The sequence below is a fragment of the Myxococcus sp. CA039A genome, from assembly GCF_013336645.1.
Taxonomy (GTDB): domain Bacteria; phylum Myxococcota; class Myxococcia; order Myxococcales; family Myxococcaceae; genus Myxococcus; species Myxococcus llanfairpwllgwyngyllgogerychwyrndrobwllllantysiliogogogochensis.
Genome location: NZ_JABUMQ010000249.1, coordinates 1 through 17,274, shown reverse-complemented (window position 1 = coordinate 17,274; position 17,274 = coordinate 1). Strand labels below are relative to the sequence as shown.

General features: G+C 67.2%; 17 protein-coding genes. All 17 read right to left on the bottom strand.

Going from position 1 to position 17,274, the window contains the following annotated elements; genetic code table 11:
• The coding region (locus HR086_RS33015) for an FHA domain-containing protein (RefSeq protein ID WP_174467617.1) at nt 1-1,219 on the bottom strand (1,219 nt) is incomplete at its 3' end.
• 36 nt (nt 1,220-1,255) lie between these two features.
• Nucleotides 1,256-3,235: an FHA domain-containing protein gene (locus HR086_RS48790; RefSeq protein ID WP_371745752.1), complete on the bottom strand. Its 1,980-nt coding sequence runs from the start codon at nt 3,233-3,235 to the stop codon at nt 1,256-1,258.
• Nucleotides 3,216-4,106: a type II secretion system F family protein gene (locus HR086_RS33005; RefSeq protein WP_141647164.1), complete on the bottom strand. Its 891-nt coding sequence runs from the start codon at nt 4,104-4,106 to the stop codon at nt 3,216-3,218. The genes HR086_RS48790 and HR086_RS33005 overlap by 20 nt, the downstream gene beginning before the upstream one ends.
• Nucleotides 4,107-4,116: 10 nt before the next feature.
• A complete protein-coding gene (locus HR086_RS33000; RefSeq protein WP_141647165.1) occupies nt 4,117-4,962 on the bottom strand; it encodes a type II secretion system F family protein in 846 nt (281 codons plus the stop codon).
• 39 nt (nt 4,963-5,001) lie between these two features.
• Complete coding sequence (gene cpaB, locus HR086_RS32995; RefSeq protein ID WP_141647166.1) at nt 5,002-5,817, bottom strand: Flp pilus assembly protein CpaB; 816 nt, start codon at nt 5,815-5,817, stop codon at nt 5,002-5,004.
• Nucleotides 5,818-6,005: 188 nt separating this feature from the next.
• Nucleotides 6,006-6,740: a hypothetical protein gene (locus HR086_RS32990; protein WP_174467616.1), complete on the bottom strand. Its 735-nt coding sequence runs from the start codon at nt 6,738-6,740 to the stop codon at nt 6,006-6,008.
• A 126-nt stretch (nt 6,741-6,866) separates the two neighbouring features.
• Nucleotides 6,867-7,637 carry a hypothetical protein gene (locus HR086_RS32985; RefSeq protein ID WP_174467615.1) on the bottom strand — a complete coding sequence of 257 codons (771 nt, stop codon included), beginning with the start codon at nt 7,635-7,637 and terminating at the stop codon, nt 6,867-6,869.
• Nucleotides 7,634-7,858 (bottom strand): hypothetical protein, encoded by a 225-nt coding sequence (locus tag HR086_RS32980; protein WP_141647169.1) that lies wholly within the window; start codon nt 7,856-7,858, stop codon nt 7,634-7,636. Before HR086_RS32980 ends, HR086_RS32985 begins: the two co-directional genes overlap by 4 nt.
• The gene (locus tag HR086_RS32975) at nt 7,855-8,676 is read right to left on the bottom strand and encodes a hypothetical protein (protein ID WP_174455846.1); all 822 of its coding nucleotides are present in this window, start codon (nt 8,674-8,676) and stop codon (nt 7,855-7,857) included. Before HR086_RS32975 ends, HR086_RS32980 begins: the two co-directional genes overlap by 4 nt.
• Nucleotides 8,673-9,461 (bottom strand): hypothetical protein, encoded by a 789-nt coding sequence (locus HR086_RS32970; RefSeq protein WP_246137630.1) that lies wholly within the window; start codon nt 9,459-9,461, stop codon nt 8,673-8,675. The genes HR086_RS32975 and HR086_RS32970 overlap by 4 nt, the downstream gene beginning before the upstream one ends.
• Nucleotides 9,451-10,617 carry a TadE/TadG family type IV pilus assembly protein gene (locus tag HR086_RS32965; protein WP_246137631.1) on the bottom strand — a complete coding sequence of 389 codons (1,167 nt, stop codon included), beginning with the start codon at nt 10,615-10,617 and terminating at the stop codon, nt 9,451-9,453. Before HR086_RS32965 ends, HR086_RS32970 begins: the two co-directional genes overlap by 11 nt.
• A gap of 20 nt (nt 10,618-10,637) precedes the next feature.
• Nucleotides 10,638-12,695 (bottom strand): TadE/TadG family type IV pilus assembly protein, encoded by a 2,058-nt coding sequence (locus HR086_RS32960; RefSeq protein ID WP_174467614.1) that lies wholly within the window; start codon nt 12,693-12,695, stop codon nt 10,638-10,640.
• A gap of 15 nt (nt 12,696-12,710) precedes the next feature.
• Nucleotides 12,711-13,697 (bottom strand): TadE/TadG family type IV pilus assembly protein, encoded by a 987-nt coding sequence (locus HR086_RS32955; protein WP_141647173.1) that lies wholly within the window; start codon nt 13,695-13,697, stop codon nt 12,711-12,713.
• A 95-nt stretch (nt 13,698-13,792) separates the two neighbouring features.
• The gene (locus HR086_RS32950) at nt 13,793-15,268 is read right to left on the bottom strand and encodes a zf-HC2 domain-containing protein (protein WP_174463441.1); all 1,476 of its coding nucleotides are present in this window, start codon (nt 15,266-15,268) and stop codon (nt 13,793-13,795) included.
• Nucleotides 15,265-15,897, bottom strand: a complete 633-nt coding sequence (locus HR086_RS32945) for an RNA polymerase sigma factor (protein WP_141647175.1) — start codon at nt 15,895-15,897, stop codon at nt 15,265-15,267. Before HR086_RS32945 ends, HR086_RS32950 begins: the two co-directional genes overlap by 4 nt.
• Nucleotides 15,898-15,978: 81 nt before the next feature.
• Nucleotides 15,979-16,386 (bottom strand): DUF2085 domain-containing protein, encoded by a 408-nt coding sequence (locus tag HR086_RS32940; RefSeq protein WP_174467613.1) that lies wholly within the window; start codon nt 16,384-16,386, stop codon nt 15,979-15,981.
• Nucleotides 16,355-17,274, bottom strand: a 920-nt coding sequence (locus HR086_RS32935; RefSeq protein ID WP_174467612.1) for an ABC transporter ATP-binding protein, incomplete at its 5' end; no start/stop codon positions are given. The genes HR086_RS32935 and HR086_RS32940, both read right to left, overlap by 32 nt.

Here is a 17,274-nt window from a genome sequence, read left to right as displayed (position 1 = left end):
CCCAGGGCTTGGGGGCGGGGCCGGTGGGAATCACCCGGGGCGTGTCGCGAACGGTGATGGCCTGCGCCGCCTGCTCGTTGATGATCTTGGCGTCGCGGTGCTCCGGGAAGGCCTTGAGGACATCGTCGGTGATGGCCTTGGAGGAGTCCAACTGGTTGCCATCCAGCGCGGCCCTCGCCTCGCGCGTGCGCTTGTCGGCCAACTCCGACAGCTCCCGCTTCGCCGCGCTGACCTGCTCGTAGAGGAACTGGCTCTCACCGGCCTTGCCCAGCGCCGCGGAGGCCTTGCCCAGCTCGTTCCTGGCGAGTGCGGTGCGCGCCTCCGTGAGGCGCTCCTGGACGGGAATCTCGCGCTCGGCGTGCTGGAGATAGTCCTTCACGCCAGGGTAGTCGGGAGCGGAGGCGGCCAGCTCCTCCAGCTTCGCCTTGGCCTCCACCCACTTGCCTTCGCGCACCAGGTTCTTCGCGTCCTGGAAGATGGTGCTCAGCTCCTTGCGGACGGCGTCCTGCTCGCCCTTGCGGACGAGAATCGCCTCCTGCTCCTTCACCACGCGCATGCGCGCGATGCCCAGGCCGGCGAAGAGCACCACCACCACGCCGCCAGCGAGCAGCTTCAGGCGCATCTTCTTGCGCTGGACCTCGGGGTCGGGCGGCGCCATCGCCGAAGAGCGCGCGCTGCGCACGCGGCCGCCCTCCACGCGCGGAGGCGGCCGGGCCGGCGATGAGCCCCGGCTCCCGGAAGCGGCGGAGGAGGCACTCGACGTCCGCCCCCGCGACGGGGTTGCGACCATCATCGTGGAGTTGACCACGTCCTCGAAGCGCAGCTCCGTGTCGCCCAGGGTGATGACATCGCCGTTGGCCAGGGGCGTCTCCTCGCCAATGGCCTCGCCATTGACGAGCGTCCCGTTGCCGGAGCCCAGGTCGCTCACCATCCAGCCCGCACCCGCCTTGCGCACCATGACGTGCTTGCGCGACACGGAGGTGTCGGGGATGCAGATGGGGTTGTCCGCGGCGCGACCGATGACGTACTCGCCATCCTCCAGCGAGAACTCCTCACCTGACTTGGGCCCCGCGACGCAGATGAGTCGAGGGGTGGCCGCCCCGGGGGCGCGGGCAGCGGAAACAGGAGACGTCCTGCGAGCAGCGGGGCGAGCTCCTGTCCCGCCCGAGGGCGTCCCGGAAGGAGGCCTGCGACGAGCAGGAGGGGAACCGTTCGACATGGCGAATCACCGACTTCCTGAAAAAAGAGCACCAGCTCAGAGCTCGTGCTCGAACGCCTTTTCCTGGGCAAGATTGTGGCAGCGATGCTCGGTGGTAGGGAAGCGTCTGCTCACTTCTTGCAGCGCCGCCCGGGCCTTCCTCGCGCTCCGGAACTGCACACTCCGTTGGAATTCCAGCATGAGCTGAGCGCATTGGTGGTCCAGCTCGGCGGAGACCTGGGACAGCTGGTAGCGGACGTCCTGGTAGAGGTCCGGCTTGGTGTCCAGGGCCTCCAGGGTGAGCCAGGCGAAGCGGAACTGCTGCCAGGCCCGGAAGAGGTTCTCCGCGCCCACGCCCTTGGTGTCGAAGAACCGCCGGCCCGTGGAGGCATACTCCCGCGCCTGTGAGAGCAGCTGCTCGGGGGGAAGCTCCGGCACGGGGATGACCTCCAGCCGCAGGTTCCAGACCCGCCACGTCTCATTTCCGGGAGGGTTGCGAACGTTGTCGAAGACGAAGCTGTTGAGCGCCCCGCGCTTGAGCGTATTGGCGGGGAGGATGTGCTCCAGCTCGCGCTCGGCGGTGGTGGTGGTATCCGGAGGGACCCAGCCGAGGTTCACCCCGTTGAGCGCCAGGGACACCTCCTCCTTGGAGATTCCGCTGGCCTGGTAGTGCAGCAGGGCCACGGCGCGGGTGGGCGCGACGAACTGGAAGTCGAAGGACTTCTGGTCTGTGCGCTCCCAGCGCACGCCCTCGCCCAGGCCGAACGAGTCGGGGACGTTCTCGACGCCCAGGCTCAGGGGCTCCGAACCGGGTCCACCCGCCGCCAGGCCGCCCGGCAGGAAGACGAAGGCCAGCGCACTGCCCGCCAGCCCCAGCACGAAGAGCGTCACCGTGCTCGTCAGGAGCTTGCGGGCCAGCGGCAGCCCTCGCCACCAGAGCAGGAGCCGTCCGCCGCGAGAGCTCGCGAGTTCCCGCCGCTGACGGGCCCGGTCCGCGGCGCTCGGCCCCGTGGGAGCGGGTGCGGGCGAGACCTTCGTCGTGGACTCCGCGGCGAGCGGCGACGTCCCGGGGGCTGGCGCGACGGCCAGGGCCGAGAGGGCGAAGGCCGGGGCTCCTGGAGCGCGGGTCCGAATCGGCCGGGTGGCATCATCCAGGGTCGGCTCGTCCAGGAGGCCCAGGTCGGGGAGCGTGGGTAGCGCCAGCTCCGTGCGCTCTTCTCGCTCCTCGGTCGGAAGCTCGATGAGCCCCGGAGGCATGGCGGTGGCGATGGGTGGCACCCGGAGGGGCAGGGCCACCTCGGTGCGCTCCTCCGGCTGCGAGTCCATGAGCGGAAGGAGGGTCGGAACCACCACGGGGCGCTCGCCGGTGAAGGCCACCTCGGTGCGCTCCTCCGCCAGGGCCTCCATGAACGGAAGGCTGGGGGGCGCCACGGGTGCGACGAGGGGGCGCTTGCCGCTGGGCGGTGGCAGCGCTGGGAACTCATCCGCCAGCACCGGTGGCGGCGGGCGTGGCGCCACGGGCGCGACGAGGGGCCGCTTGCCGCTGGGCGGAGACACCGCTGGCGCGTCCTCGACCAGCACCGGGGCCTGGCGCGGGGCGACGGGCGCGATGAGGGGAACCTCGCCGGTGGGGAGGTACTGCTGATCCAGGCCACCGGGAGGCGGTGGCGCGGGCGCGTTGCGGCGGATGGGACGCGTGGCGTCCTCGTCCCCGTCCGGAGGCACCCAAAGGAAGGTGAACTCCACCGGGCCCACGCCGATGCGGTCTCCGTCACGCAGGAGCTGCTCGCCCAGCAGCCGGCTGCCGTTGAGCGCCGTGCCGTTGGAGCTGCCCATGTCCTGCGTGAAGTACTGCCCGCCGCGCATGACGATGCGGGCGTGCAGCCGGGAGACGCCATGGTCGTGCAGCACCAGGTCGTTCTCCGGCGTGCGACCGATGTTCACCTCGGCCTGCTCGAAGACGAGCTCCCTTCCCTGCTGGAGCCCCTTGGTGATGGAGAGGAGAATCGGCAGAGGACTATCCCCCCGCGAGCTCACCGAAGAAGAACTGGAACACGATGGGCCCGAAGAGCACCATGAACACCGTCGGGAAGATGCAGGCGATGAGCGGGAAGAGCATCTTCACCGGGGCCTCGCCAGCCAGCTTCTCCGCGCGCTGCGTGCGGTCGATGCGCATCTGCGTGGACTGGATGCGCAGCACCTTGCCCAGGCTCGTTCCCATCTTGTCCGCCTGGATGAGCGCCGTGACGAACGTCGTCAGCGACGGCAGGTCCACGCGCACAATCATGCTCTTGAGGCCTTCTTCGCGCGTCTTGCCCATCTTGAGCTGCTTGAGCACCAGCTGCAGCTCCTCGCGAAGCGGACCCGCCTTGCCCTTCTCCACCACCTTGGCCAGCGCGGCGGTGAAGTCCAGACCCGCCTCCACCGACAGCGTCAGGAGGTCCAGGTTGTACGGCAGCGCGCGGCTGATGAGCAGGTGGCGCTTCTTCACCTGGTCGTTCAGCCAGAGCATCGGGTAGTACATCCCGAAGAGCAGGAACAGGAGGGACCAGACCAGGTTCTGCCCGGTGCCGTTCAGGATGAACAGGCCCATCAGCAGGCCCACCACGGCGCTCACCTCCTGCAGCGCCATCATGTCCTCGGGCTTGTAGCCCTGGGGCTCACCGGCCTTGATGAGGTTGCGGCGCGACTTCGCCTCGTAGCTCGGCCAGATGAAGCGGCGGTTCATGGCACCCAGGCGGCGGATGGCCACCGAGCCGAAGCCCTTCATGCCGCCCTGGGACTCGTCGCGCACTTCCGACAGGAAGCGCTCGAAGAGCACCTGGTACAGGCCGATTCCGAGGAAGCCGATGGCTCCCGCGAAGAGCAGCGCGGAGCTGCCGACCAACACTTGCGTCAGGATGTCCACGGAGCACCCCTCAGATATCGATGTTGACGATGCGGCGGATGATGAGGATGCCGAGCACTTCCATGATCGCGATGATCACCACGAGGATCCACCCGAAGAAGTGGTTCATCATGGGCTCCATCAAGTCCGGCCGCATGTAGTTGAGCACCATGCCCAGCACGCCGGGCATGGCCGCCACGATCCACCCCTGCAGCTTGCCCTGCGAGGTGAGGGCGTCGATCTTGCCTTCCAGGCGGAAGCGCTCGCGAATCACGGTGGAGATGGTCTCGAACATCTCCGCCATGTTGCCGCCCAGCTGACGCGCGATGTTGGTGGACACCACGACCAGCTCCAGGTCGTCGCTGCCCACGCGGCGGCCCATGTTGATGAGCGCCTCCTCCAACGGCACACCCAGCTTCACTTCCTTCACGAACAGGCCGAACTCCTGCGACAGCGGCGCCATCGCCTCGCGCGCCACGTGTTCGATGGCCTGCGGGAAGGTGAGACCTGCCTTGAACGCGTTGGCCATCGCCTGCAGCGCGTCCACCAGCTGGACGTTGAACTTCTTGATGCGCCGCTTGCGGTAGTGCTTGACCATCAGCATCGGCAGGAAGAAGCCGAACACCGTGGCCACGACGGCCAGGATGGGGTTGAAGATGATGTAGGTCAGGATGCCCAGCAAGCACATGCACGCGATGTTGAGCACCAACATCTGGCGCGCATCGATGAAGAGGAACATGTCGCTCAAGTCGTTCATCGACTTGGCGACATAGCGCTCCTGGTACTGCTCGTACGCCTTCGAGAGGACGCTGAAGATCACCAGGCTGAAGAAGAAGACAGAGCCTGTGACGAGGAGGAGGACGATTCCGGCAAGCATGGGCGCGCTTCCCTGGGGGTGAGGGCGGCGTGGCGCCGACTACTGGGCGCCAGCGGCGGCGGCTTTCTCGCTGCCGCCCTTGATGATCTGGATGATCTCCCGGCGCTTGGCTTCCAGCACGCGGGTACGCTCACCGGACAGCAGGGTGCTGATGGTGGCGCGGCCGCGCTCCTCGATGAGGTCCACGTCGTCCTCGTTGCGCAAGCTGAGCGTCAGAGCGCCCAGTTCCGCGGCCAGCACGAGGATTTCCGCCTCTTCCGGCAGCACCATCAGCGACACGTTGTTGTAGTCGCGCTGGCCTTCCGGGATGAGGTTGACGTTGGTGGTACCGGTGATCTTTCCGGTCGCCACCACGATGATGTTCTGCAGCAGCGTCACGCCGACGTTCTCGTCGGTCTGCGGGTCGCGGAACGTGCCGATGATGTCCACGTGGTCGTTGGGGCGAATCCAGCCGCCGACGGCGGTGGTGTTCTTCGCCTCGATGGTCATCGCGCGCATCTTCTTCTGCACCTTCGAGGACAGGCGCTCGGCGGCCTTGGTCGTCTCGAACTGGCTCCACAGCAGCGGGTCACCCGCCTGCAGCGCCACGAGGACCTTCTGGTTCACGACGTAGGAGGCCGAGTCCGGACGAACCACCGACGAGGTGACGAACTGCTCCGGCACCGAACGTTGAGAGATCATCTCGAAGGAGATGACGGTGCCTTCGGGGACGTCCTGGGCCGCAACCACCACGGGTACCAGGTTCCAGCCGCGGCGCACGTCCGCTTCCTTCTTCTTGATGGCGGAGTACGCGATGACGCCGGCCAGAAGGCCGAGTACGAGCGCGACGACGAGCGGGGTCTTGCCCTTCAGCATGATTCAGGAACCTCCAAAACGGGGGGGCGCCGTTCGGCGGCGAAGGCGTTCGAGGGTGTAGAAATCTAGAAAGGCGCACCTTGGCGCCGATGGCGCGGGATGTTAGCCGTGCGATACAGCAGGTGTCAAAACCACCTCCCGCGACAGCACCGAATCCCGCGCCATCCCTGTCGAATTCAGCGGTTGCGTCAGAGGCCCGCGAGCGCCTTGCGGTCCTCGTCGGTCAACCCGTTGTATTCGGTGATGCTGTAAATGGCGTCCTGGACGACGTTGGCTTCGTCCTCGTTGTCGATGGTCTTCCCTCTCAGCAGCCGCAGCAGCTCCTGGATGTCCGGGTCCGTGGAGACGGGGCCGAACGCGAAGGTGCCATCCTGCTCGGAGGGGGCCCGCTCCTGGTTGAGGCAGTAGAGGTGGAAGGGCACCACGTAGACCTCTTCCTCGGTGCCACCGTCCGTGCCCGCGTCGATGCCGCCCGGCCCGATGCCCGTGGGAGGGAGGTTGATGAGCACGCGGTCCATCAACATGCCGTTCTGGATTCGGCTGGGCGCCGTGTTCATCATGACGAGGCCCGGCTCGAAGGTCATCAGCACGGGGGCGCCGGTGTTGTTTCGCAGCGGCACGCAGACCAGCACCGCGGGACCCGTGCCCACCGGCGCCACGCCGTTGCCACAGTCCTTGGTGGAGTCATTCGCGCCGTACAGCTCTCCGGCGATCTCCACGCCCGGAGGGAATGCGAAGGTGGTGCCCACGGGAGACCCCGGGTCCTCACCGAAGCCGGGCCGCTGCTTGTTCACCCCCGCATCGAAGGTGATGGGGCCGCCGTCCGTCCCGCCTCCGCCGCCGTCATCGTCGTCACTGCAAGCCAGCACCCCTGCCCCTACCGCCGCCGCGACGACCACCCACTTCCAGGCCGCATGCGCCATTGCGCGCTCCTTGTCCTCGTCGTTGATGCGAAAGCGACCCCTCCGGCCCTGGGCCACCGCGTCATGAGGTGGACCGAGACTGGCTGAGTCCCGGGTCGTCGGCAACACCGGCGTGCACCCGACGTGTCAGGGAGTTGGCGAAGGAGACAGCTGCTCGATGGGCGACGCGGCGGGCTCCCGCATCGGAGGCAGGTCCGGGTTGTAGAGGCCGCGCAGCACCAATTCCCGCGCGCGGTCGTCTTGAAGCAGCGCGGGCTCACCCGCTCGGAGCCCCACCGGGCGGATGCTGAAGCCGATTCCGTCCGGCGTCACGTGCACCCACAGCGTGTTGGGAATGAGTGGCGAGGGACGCGACTCCTCCGACTCGAGCCACACAATCTGGACGGGCACGGCGCGGAACTCGCGCGTGCGCAGTTGCTCGTTGTTGGGACCGGCCACCACGAGCGCCTTGCGCCAGGATTCCTCATCGGTGGGCGTCTCGCCGTGGGCCTGGAGTTCCTGCACCATCGACAGATGGACCCGCCGAGCCACCCGCAGGAGGGACAGGTTCGTCGCCTCTTCCGAGCGCGTCTCCTTGAGCGAGCGTCCATCCCCCGCCCCGACCGCGCCGACCACGGACAGCAACGCGACGGCCGAGGCCCAGAGCGGCGCGGACGTCCCCCGCACCAGCCCCCAGACGAGGCGCAGTCCGCTCACCACCGCCAACACGGAACCCGCGAGCAGCGTCCAGCGCGGCAGCGGGCCCGAATGGAACGACTGGCCCAGCACCTGGGCGATGTGCCGCCACTCGGGGACCGCGACGTACACGACGCCCCCCGCCATGGCGAGGAACACGGCCGCGTGCAGCAGCCGCAACCCCAGGGGCGACGGCGCCCCCACTTCGCTCCGGGTCGTCACGGGAACGGCAGGTTCAGGACGAAATAAAAGGAGTCGTAGTAGATCTGGTACGAGCGCATGAACAGGTCGATGACGTTCGACTGGACGTCATCCGTCCAGCGGACCTTGACCGACGCGCCGATGACGAGCGCGACGACCAGCACCCAGTTCAGGATGGAGTATTCGACCATCGCCTGCCCACGTCGGGAGGCGCGCAGGCGCTGCGTCTTGGGGAAGCTCATGGGGCGTTCTCCGAATCGGCGGGTTCCTTGGGGGCGTCCATCCCTGGCAGGTCCGGGAAGATGCGGTCAGCGTACTCCAGGCGGACCTTGGGCGCGGAGGGGGGCGGTAGCACCATCCGCGGCTTGGCGTCGATACCGTACTCCGCCACCTCCATCGAATGGGCGATGCCCGGAATCTCCATCTTCGCCAACTGCATCAACGGAATCTCGCGGCTGATCCACATCCGCTTGACGACGGTCTTCTTCATCACCAGCTCCACCGGAACAACTGTCACGGTCCCCGCGAGCGTCATCACCCGCGTCTCCTTGCCGGTGCGCAACACGGGCTTGACCCCCGCCGGCAGGACGACCTTTGCGTCCTCGGGGTCTGGCACCTTGTTGTCCTTCTCCTCCTGGTCCATCGTCTTCAGGACGTGGTCCAGCGCCTCTTGCGAGTACTCCTGGGGACGGTCCGTGGGCCCACCGACGAAGAGCCGGGAGATGGCGTCATAGCGAATCTGCTCGCCCTCGCGAGCAACCAGCATGCGCATCTGCATGAGCGGCGACTTCATGGACGGATGCATGCCCGCCTCCATCTCCACCCACACCGCGTCCCGGCCCTCCTTGTCCTTCTCCTCCCCCACCACCGCCATGCGCCAGTAGTAGATGCGCATCCCGCCCGCGCCGCCGTCGAAGCGGTACGTCACCCAGTCGCCCACGCGCGCGCTGCGAGCGCCCCGGGCCATATGGGACATGACCTCACGCGCCGCGGGGTTCTCCTCCGCGCGCGCGGGCGCGGCCATGAGCATCACCGCGATGACCGCCCACGACGCCCTCATTTCCCCGCTCCCTTCGCCGGCTTCGCCTTCTGCTCCCGCTCCCACGCTTCGCGGCTCTTGCGCACCGCCTCGTCGTTGGGCACCCCGTCCGGACGGTCCGTGCCCACCCACGTCTGCATGACGGACGACATGCCCTCGTCCACCTGGGAGATGGTCGTCATCACCTGCTCGCCCTTGCGCGCGTGCTCCATCGTCAGTTGCGTGCCGCCCCCCAGCTTCGTCACCGTGCTGCGCACCGGCTCGAAGCCCTGGCGCGTCAGCTCCGTGCCCACCCGCTGCTGCACGTCCGACAGGTCCCCCGCAACCAATGAAGTGCGGTTCTGCGAACCACCCGGGTCGTCCCGCGTCGCCAGGTCCTGGCTGTAGAGCGTGCCCTCCAACTTCAGCAGGCCGGACGGAGGAGACTTCGGCGGACGGGTCCACATGTCCCTCAGCGCCGTGAAGCCCACCGTCTTGCCCAGGTGCGTGCGCAACACCACACCTCGCTGCAGGCCCTCGCGGGTGAAGAGGGCGGAGACCACGGCCTCTTCCTCCAGGTCTCCCTCCACCACGGTGGGGTAGCCCTCGTCGCGCCACTTCTGCGCGAAGTACGCGACCACCTTCTTCATGGGGTCGGTCGTCGTGAAGTAGGCGAGCCGGTAGTACTCGCCTCCGATGATGAGGTCGTTGCCGATGCGCGTGTGGATGGTGCCCGGATACACGGGCACCTCCTGCTCGGCGAGCGCGGGCCACACGGCCAGGAGCGCGAAACCGAGCAGGAGCCGGCGGGCCACCTTATTGCTCACAGCGAATCTTGTTGTCCTGCTCATCCTTGTTCGTCGCCTCTTGGGTGGCGTCCGGATCCGACGGGTCGTCGGCCATGGCCTTCTTGCACCCCATGAAGTGCGGGCCACGCGCCAGGAACAGCTTGATGTAGTTGCTGTCGCCGTAGGTCATCTCGTCGCGGAACGGAGCCGTGTCGAAACAGTCCGGGCGGTCGTGGTCGAGCAGGCCCCGCATCGCATGCAGGCCGCTGCTGGCCGGGCCGTCATAGCCTGTCAGACCGTTGCAGTCCCCCTTCTGCTGGGGATCGATACCGTAGTTTCGCGCGACGACATAGGTGCCGAAGAAGTTCGGCAGGATGCTCCCCAGGAAGTCGAGCACGCCGCCGACGGCTCCATCCAGGGCCTTCGTCAGGCCGAGGAACACCATCCGCTCCACCTGGGCATGCATGCCGTGAGGGTCGCTTCCCCCTCGGTGGTTGCCTGCCCGCCGGTCCCGGACGATGGCGTCGCCGCCGTCCGGCATGTGCCAGCCGTTGGCGTACATCGAGAACTTCGAGCGCATGGGGAGACTCGACAGGTCATGGCCTCCGGTGGTGTCCGACTTGAAGAAGCCTCCAGGACCGGAGTTCTCGTCGAGGTAGCTGCGGGGGATGATGACGTTGTCGAAGTTCATCGTGACTTCGGACTCCACCCATCCCTTGTTGTTGAAGCCCCAGCCGTTCAGCACCGCGCCAGCGCCGCGGTTGAGCATGTTGATCACCCCGCTGCCCAGGCTGCCGCCCTCGCCCGTGCTGCCGGGATTGCCCAGCATCCCGGACTCGAGGAAGGGAATCTCCTTGTTGGTGATGGTTCCCTGCACCGAGCTGTAGCGCGCGATGAACGATCCCGCGGGCCCGTTGGGCTCCACCGAGTCCATGTCCTTGAAGCGCTCGATGAGCTCCTTGTGCGCCTCCTGCCGCGCATCCTCGAACGCGGCATCGTGGTCGGCCTTGGCGAAGTCGGAGAGCGTGTAGCTGGTCATCTCCCAGACGGCGTAGTGGGCCATCTCCTGGAGCTTCAGCTTCGCCCGGACCAACTCCGTCAGGTACATGCTGAACATCAGGATCATGACGAGGAGCGGCACGGAGAGAGCGAACTCCACCGTGGCGGCTCCGCGTCGGAAACTCTTTCGAGACATGAGAGTTTTCATCGCGGTCCTCAGTGCGTCATGACCTTCGGGGCAAAGCCCTGGAGCGCGCCAGGCAGCGCGTCCAGCATGGACCCGACCACCGGGAGCTGATTGCGGCCCTGGTACACGGACGCCAGGCGCGGGCGCCAGTACGGGTTGAAGAAGTTGGGCTGCTCGGTCCAGTTGCCCGGCCGGTGGTAGTAGCTCTGGCCACGGGAGATGACGTTGAGGCCCTCGGTGAGGCTGAGGAACTTCTTGCGGTTGTTCAGCATCTCCAGGCCCTCTGAGTCCGGCGTGAAGGTGAACTTCACCTTGCCCTCGTCGTTCAACAGCGCGGGAGCGTTCGTACCCGTGCCATCCGTGTTGGCCTTGTTCACGACGTCTTCTGGCGACTTGTTCAGCGCCACCCACGCGGAGGGCTGGTTGAAGTCCATCGTGCGCTTGGCCAGCTCGCCCTTGTCTGACTTCGCCATCGGATTGCAGGTTTTTCCAGCGTACTGACCGGGCTCGAAGTGCATGAACGGCGTGACGCCACCCCAGGGGTGATTGCCGTCCTGGGCCGGACGCACGTTCGCGGTGTAGACGTCCACATTGAACCAGCAGACCACCAGCTTGAGGACGCAGACCTTCTCGGTGTGGATGCCCACGTCCCGCTCGACGCCTCTCGGTGGCGTGTGGTTGCGCCACTGCTCCGTGTTCCGCGGGTAGTGTACGCGCCAGTGGACGCCGCCCTTGACGCTGCCGGTGTCCTTGTCGTTCAGCGCCCAGACGCTGGGCTTCGTCATTTCCTTGAAGGGGAGCTTGGTGCGCGAGTTGTCGCCCTTCCCCTTCCGGTTGTCGCCAAAGCAGCGCGTATACGGGTCCGAGTTGTTGCACGACAGGGGGTTGTCCGCCTTGCCCACGCCCACGTCGACCTCCGCGGGCCCCAGCTTCAGCCAGTACAGGTCGTCGGCGCCCATGTTGTCGCCCTGCGCCGTCATGCCCCAGGGGTTCAGGTTGTCGTTCCAATCCCGGATGTAGTTGCGCGAGTTGATGGTGTTCCGCGCGGTGGGGAACGTCGCGGACAACATGCGCGTCTGCCCCATCTTCTGGAACTCCATGATGCCCGGAGCATTCACACCGTTGTTCAACATGTCGCGCAGGAAGCCGAGCGCATTCGGCAGCGGCAGGACGTCGCCGATCCGGCGCGAAGTGATGAAGCGCTCGGGGCAGGAGCCGCCCTCGCGGTCACACGAGTAACGGGTCGCATTGGTGATGCCGCCCATGGACCGCTTGGCGCGGGCGATTTCGTCATTGCGCGCGTACTTCGTCACGTCCAGCGCGCCGAAGGGGTTCTTCCACGTGCCCGGGTTCAGCGGCTTGCCGCCGGAGTGCTCGTTGTGCGCCTGACTGAAGAGGCACTCACTGTAGAAGCCCGTCGCCAGCTGGCTGGCCATCGAGTTGAGGTTCTTGTCGTTCGAGTCCAGCACGCCCTGCGCGGTCTGCACCACGTGCGTGGAGGCGGACATCATCACCGCCTGGGACATGAAATACATGGCCCCGTTGAGCACCCGATGCGCCGGAATCATGTACTTCCCCAACCATCTATCGGGGTTGGCCGCCTTCAGGACTTGCTGGAACGGCTTGAGGAAGATGTTCTTGTACGCCGTGATGATCTTGTTGATCGCCTTGATGACCTGCCCCACGTACGGGACCACCTCGAGGATGGGACAGAGGACGATCCAAAGTTTCTTCCGCTTGCCGGCACATGGGTTGAGCGTCTTCATGAACCCGAAGAGGTCCGTGAAGAACGCCTCGGCCGAGTAGATGAGCGAGATGAGCGAGTGCCACATCATCGCCGACACGTATTGTGAGACCTGCGTGCGGTTGGCGTACGCGTAGAAGTTGAACGCGCGCGCCTCCATGGCGGCCATGGAGTAGGCGGCGGCGTCGGCGGTGTTCTGCAGGCGCACGCGCTCATGCACGGTGTGGCCGATGTTCACGGTGGTCAGCACCGCGATGGACATCACCAACACCATCAATGCGGCCAGGACGAGGGCCTGGCCCTCCTGGCGCTGGAAGCTCTTTCGGAGGATTCGAGTGAACATGGTGCGTGAGTCCTCTTACATGCCCCAGTCGGGGTTGAGGTGCATGATCCACTTGCGGTGGAAGTTGGACTGCATGCGCATGGTGTACGTCGCCGACAGGGGCATGAAGTAGCGCTTGCCCACGAGGCTGGAGACGAGCGGGATGCTGCCGGTGGCCAGCCCCCAGAGCACCCACATCTCGGCGGGGTACAGGGAGTTGTAGCCCTGCTCATGGTCAATCCCCTTGGCCATCGCGGCCAGCGGCGTGAGGTTGCCGCCATCCGACATCATGTTGGACTTGGGAACGAGGGTGGCCCGGTCAATGGCTCCTCGCAGCGCCACCTGCGCGTTGGACGCGTACCATGCGGTGAAGATGATCCAGTTCGCGAACGGGATCTTCATCTCGTAGAAGTAGCGCAGGCGGATGGTGAGCCGCGTCGCCTTGCGGTACACGAGCTCGGAGTCATCCGGCTCCGGCAGGTTGAAGAACTTGCGGATGTTGTTCTCCAGCGACGGCACCTCCGGGAAGCTGTCCGAGCCGTCGAAGTCGAGCTCCTGCCAGTTGAAGCCGGTGCGCAGCTTCCAGATGGTGTTGATGGGCGTGAAGTACGCCGGGTTGATGGTGTCCACCCGGATGAGGCCGAACAGGTTCGAGCCGTTCACCGTCCGAGGCACCACGCCGCCGCCGAAGTTCAGCGTGCGCATCGCGGAGTCGTAGATCTGATGGATGGCGAAGGTCTTCGCCAGGTTGCCGATGTCATCGGTCCGGCCCAACGTGGGCAGCAACGCGACGATGGCCGCGTCATGCATGCGCTCGTTGTTGCCGTTCCACACGATGCCGGCACGCGCCGCTTGATACGCGGCGTACTCGGTCATCAGCTTGGCGTGCTGAATCAACGTGAGCTGGATGATTCCCAGCGTCATGAACACAGCGAGCGGCATGATCATCGCCGCTTCGACCATGGCCTGCCCGGATTGCCGGCCAGCCGCCCCCCGCGGCCGCGAGTCCTGTTCCATTCCCATGGTGCCATTATCTCGATCAGCGCCCCTGAGACGCATCGGTCAAATGGCCAGCTTCAACCGTCCCGCTCTCCCATTTATTGAAAAATCGCGGGCGGTTACGGCGCCGGCTGGGCGTCACTCGTCGGTGTTTCAACCGATTCAGCCTCATGGCTCAATCGGCGACGCGCCGCCTGGGCCGCGCTGGAACCAGGAGCTTCCGTCAAAACCTGATTACACGCCGCCAGCCCCTCGCGTCGACGCCCCAGGGCCAGCTCCGCGTCACACAGCCGGTTGAGCAGTCCCGCACGCTCGGTTCCAGATGCCCCGGCGGCCAGGGCGAGTCTCAACAGCCTCGCCTCCTGGCTCCTGTCCCCTGCCCGGTTCGCGGACTGGGCCTGGCGGGAGAGTTCCGCCACGGAGGAACCCGACGTCTTATCCTCGGCCTCGGAGCGCCCCACCGCCGCGGGGGTGACCGGAGCGGGGCGCGGCATCGGGGCTTCGGGGACGGCATCCGCCTTCCTCGTCGCCTTCATCGGGGACTTCGCCCGGGAGGCTGAAGCGCGCTCCAGCTCCAACTGCTCTCGCGCATCGGACGGCTGCTGGGCCACGCCTCCACGGCTCTCGTTGGCGGAGGATGGCGCGGGGGCGCTGACCACGGTGCCCTGCGCCAGGGGCTCGGTGACGGCCTCCAGGGCGGGCGCCCCCGGGCCTTCGTCCCATGCGCCGTCCTTGGCCAGGTCATCCGCACTGGGCTTGTTCGCCTCCTTTTTCGCGTACGGGCCCCCCAGCCGCAGCCCATCCCTGGGAGGGCTGCTGGATGCAACGGCCTGAGCCGGAGCGGCTTCCGCCAGGGCCTCCTCATCGAGGTTCGACACCTCTCGCTGGGACTTCTCGGCGGGGGCGGTCTTCGAGCGGCTCTGCTTGCCCCCGAACGACTCCGCGCCCTTGACCTTCGCCTTCAGCTCATCGGCACGGCCTCGGCCCCCCACGTCGCCTCCGCTCCCCGCCAGCGCCCAGCCTTCCGCGCGCTGAACCTCCGCGCTTCGCGTCTTCGCCGCGTCCTTGGGGGCATACGCGGCATCATCGTCACGCATCTCCGGAGGAGGTGGCGGAGCCTCCGCGGCGGCGGCCGGAGCCGGCGCGGCGGAGGGCTCGGCGCTTCGTGCCGAAGCGGACGGTACGGGTGCGGCCTTCTTGCTCGGCATCACTTCGGCTGCCGCGAGATTGGCCTGGGTCAGCTCCGGGGACTGCGCGGAGAACGTGAGGATTCCCAGCGTGCTCACCGAGGCGAGCCCGACAACGGGAAGCAGCCAGCGGCGCCAGCGCGACGGCTTGGGCGCGGGCCCCGCGCTGGCCCTGCGCGCGGACTGCTGCGCATACGCCAGCAGCGACTCCAGCCCCGCGTCGGGCGCGCTCTCCTCGGAGAGATGGCCCATGGTGACTCGCACGCCACGAATGTCGTCCAGGGCCTGGGTGCAGCGGGCGCATCCCTGAAGGTGCGACTCCACCACCTGGGCATCCGGGGCGGGCAGCTCGCCATAGGCGAAGTCGAGGAGCCGGTCCTCGTGCGCATGGAGGTTCTGCGGCTTCATCCCACCACCGTCCTTCCGTCCTCGGCGAGATCGCCATCCACGCCCAGCTCCGCCAGTCGGCGACGCAAGCCGTCGAGCGCGTAGCGCATCCGGCTCTTCACCGTGTTCTCCGAGACGCCCGTCACGTCGGCGATTTCCTTGAACGGGATGCCGCTGTACTCGCGGAGGATGAACACCTCACGCTGTTCTTCTGGCAGGGAGGCCAGGGCGCGCTCCAGCAGCGGACGCAGCCGGGCGTTGTACGCGCCCCGCTCCGGACTGGCGCCGGAGTCCGGCAGCGCATCCGCCAGCGCGCGGCCTTCCTCGCCGTCCACGCCACTCACCGGAGACTCCAGGGACGCGGCCTGGCGGTAGCTCTCTTTGCGCGCGCTGTCCACACAGAGGTTCCTCGCGATGGTGTAGACCCAGGTCGTGAACCGGGCCTTCGCCTGATATTCGCCGGCGCTGCGTACCACCTTCAGCCATGTCTCCTGCAGCACGTCCTCCGCCCGTGCCCGTTGCCCGACGAAGCGAAGGATGAAGTTGAACACCGGTGTCCGGTGCCTTCGCACCAACGCCTCGAACGCGCGAGCGTCCCCCGCCTGGAAGGCGAGCATCAATCGCTCGTCTGAGGTCTCCGGTCCCAACACTCCCCCATCGCTCGTGGAGCCACGTTCACTCCGGCCCACCCTCAACCCGTGCCCTCTTAACGGGCGACGGGCCACCAGGGTCTAATCCGGACGTGGCTTCCGGTAAGTGGCGAGAATGACAGGGAGCGCGACGGCTGTCACGAGTGCGGCCTGCGCCAGCAGCACCCCCGGCAAGGGTCGCTGGACGTGGACGTACAGCGACCGGCCGAGCGCCATCCCCAGAAGGACGCCCGTCGCCGTCCGCACCGCGTTGGAACCGGAGACCGGGCGGAAGCGCCCCACCGCCCAGTCCACCAGCGCCGGCAGCGTGAGCAGCAGCACGGCGGGAACATCCCAGGGCCAACCCAGCGGGGCGCGCGCGATGAACAGCCCCACCAGCGTGGCCATCAGCACCGGATAGGTCCCCAGACACCGCGCGCAGACGCGGAGCCCGCCGAGCCGGTACGTGCGGTTGTACTCATCCGGATGATGGTGACTGAGCCAGAACACCGTCGGCACCTCCGGACCGCGGGGCGGTCAAGGACTGGTGGGACTCCCCTTCCGCCAGGAAACACGCGGCGGAATGCCCGGAGCCCAGCGGATACAGCGGGGGCGACTCGCGTCGACACCGCTCCATCGCGTGAGGGCACCTCGGGTGGAACGTGCAGCCCGGAGGTGGCGCGAGCGGCGAGGGCGGCTCTCCGGGCACCAGCAGCCGGGTGCGTGCCCGCTCAGGGTCCGGCACCGGCACCGACGCGAGCAGCGCCTGCGTGTACGGATGGCGCGGTCGCCGGTACAGCGAGTCCGAGGGCGCCAGTTCCACGATGCGCCCCAGGTACATCACCGCCACGCGAGTGGAGACATGCTCGACGATGTTCAGGTCGTGCGCGATGAACACATAGGTGAGGCCGCGCTCGCGCTGCAGGTCCACCAACAGATTCACGATCTGCGCCTGGATGGAGACGTCCAACGCGCTGATGGGCTCGTCGGCCACCACCAGGTCCGGGCGCAGGGCGATGGCCCGAGCGATTCCGAGCCGCTGACGCTGCCCTCCGGAGAACTCGTGCGGGTAGCGCCCCAATGCCTCGCGCGGCAGGCCCATCGCATCCAGCAACGCGGCGACCTCGCGCTCACGCTCCCCGGGCCCTCGGGCGAGACCGTGGATGTCGAACGGCTCGCCTAGGATATCCCGCACCGTCATGCGCGGGTTGAGCGAGGCATACGGGTCCTGGAAGACGAGCTGCATGCGTCGCCGCAGCGGCCGGAGGCGATGCTGGGACAGCCCCGTGAGGTCCTGTCCGTCGAAGTGGATGGAGCCCGCGGTGGGCGTCACCAGGCGCAGCAACGCGCGCCCCAGGGTGCTCTTCCCGCAGCCGCTCTCCCCCACCAACCCCAACG

Bases quoted from the DNA above. Each gene is read 5' to 3' on its own strand.
- HR086_RS33000 (WP_141647165.1), bottom strand. From the start codon at position 4,962: ATGCTTGCCGGAATCGTCCTCCTCCTCGTCACAGGCTCTGTCTTCTTC.
- cpaB (WP_141647166.1), bottom strand. From the start codon at position 5,817: ATGCTGAAGGGCAAGACCCCGCTCGTCGTCGCGCTCGTACTCGGCCTT.
- HR086_RS32990 (WP_174467616.1), bottom strand. From the start codon at position 6,740: ATGGCGCATGCGGCCTGGAAGTGGGTGGTCGTCGCGGCGGCGGTAGGG.
- HR086_RS32980 (WP_141647169.1), bottom strand. From the start codon at position 7,858: ATGAGCTTCCCCAAGACGCAGCGCCTGCGCGCCTCCCGACGTGGGCAG.
- HR086_RS32975 (WP_174455846.1), bottom strand. From the start codon at position 8,676: ATGAGGGCGTCGTGGGCGGTCATCGCGGTGATGCTCATGGCCGCGCCC.
- HR086_RS32965 (WP_246137631.1), bottom strand. From the start codon at position 10,617: ATGTCTCGAAAGAGTTTCCGACGCGGAGCCGCCACGGTGGAGTTCGCT.
- HR086_RS32960 (WP_174467614.1), bottom strand. From the start codon at position 12,695: ATGTTCACTCGAATCCTCCGAAAGAGCTTCCAGCGCCAGGAGGGCCAG.
- HR086_RS32955 (WP_141647173.1), bottom strand. From the start codon at position 13,697: ATGGGAATGGAACAGGACTCGCGGCCGCGGGGGGCGGCTGGCCGGCAA.
- HR086_RS32950 (WP_174463441.1), bottom strand. From the start codon at position 15,268: ATGAAGCCGCAGAACCTCCATGCGCACGAGGACCGGCTCCTCGACTTC.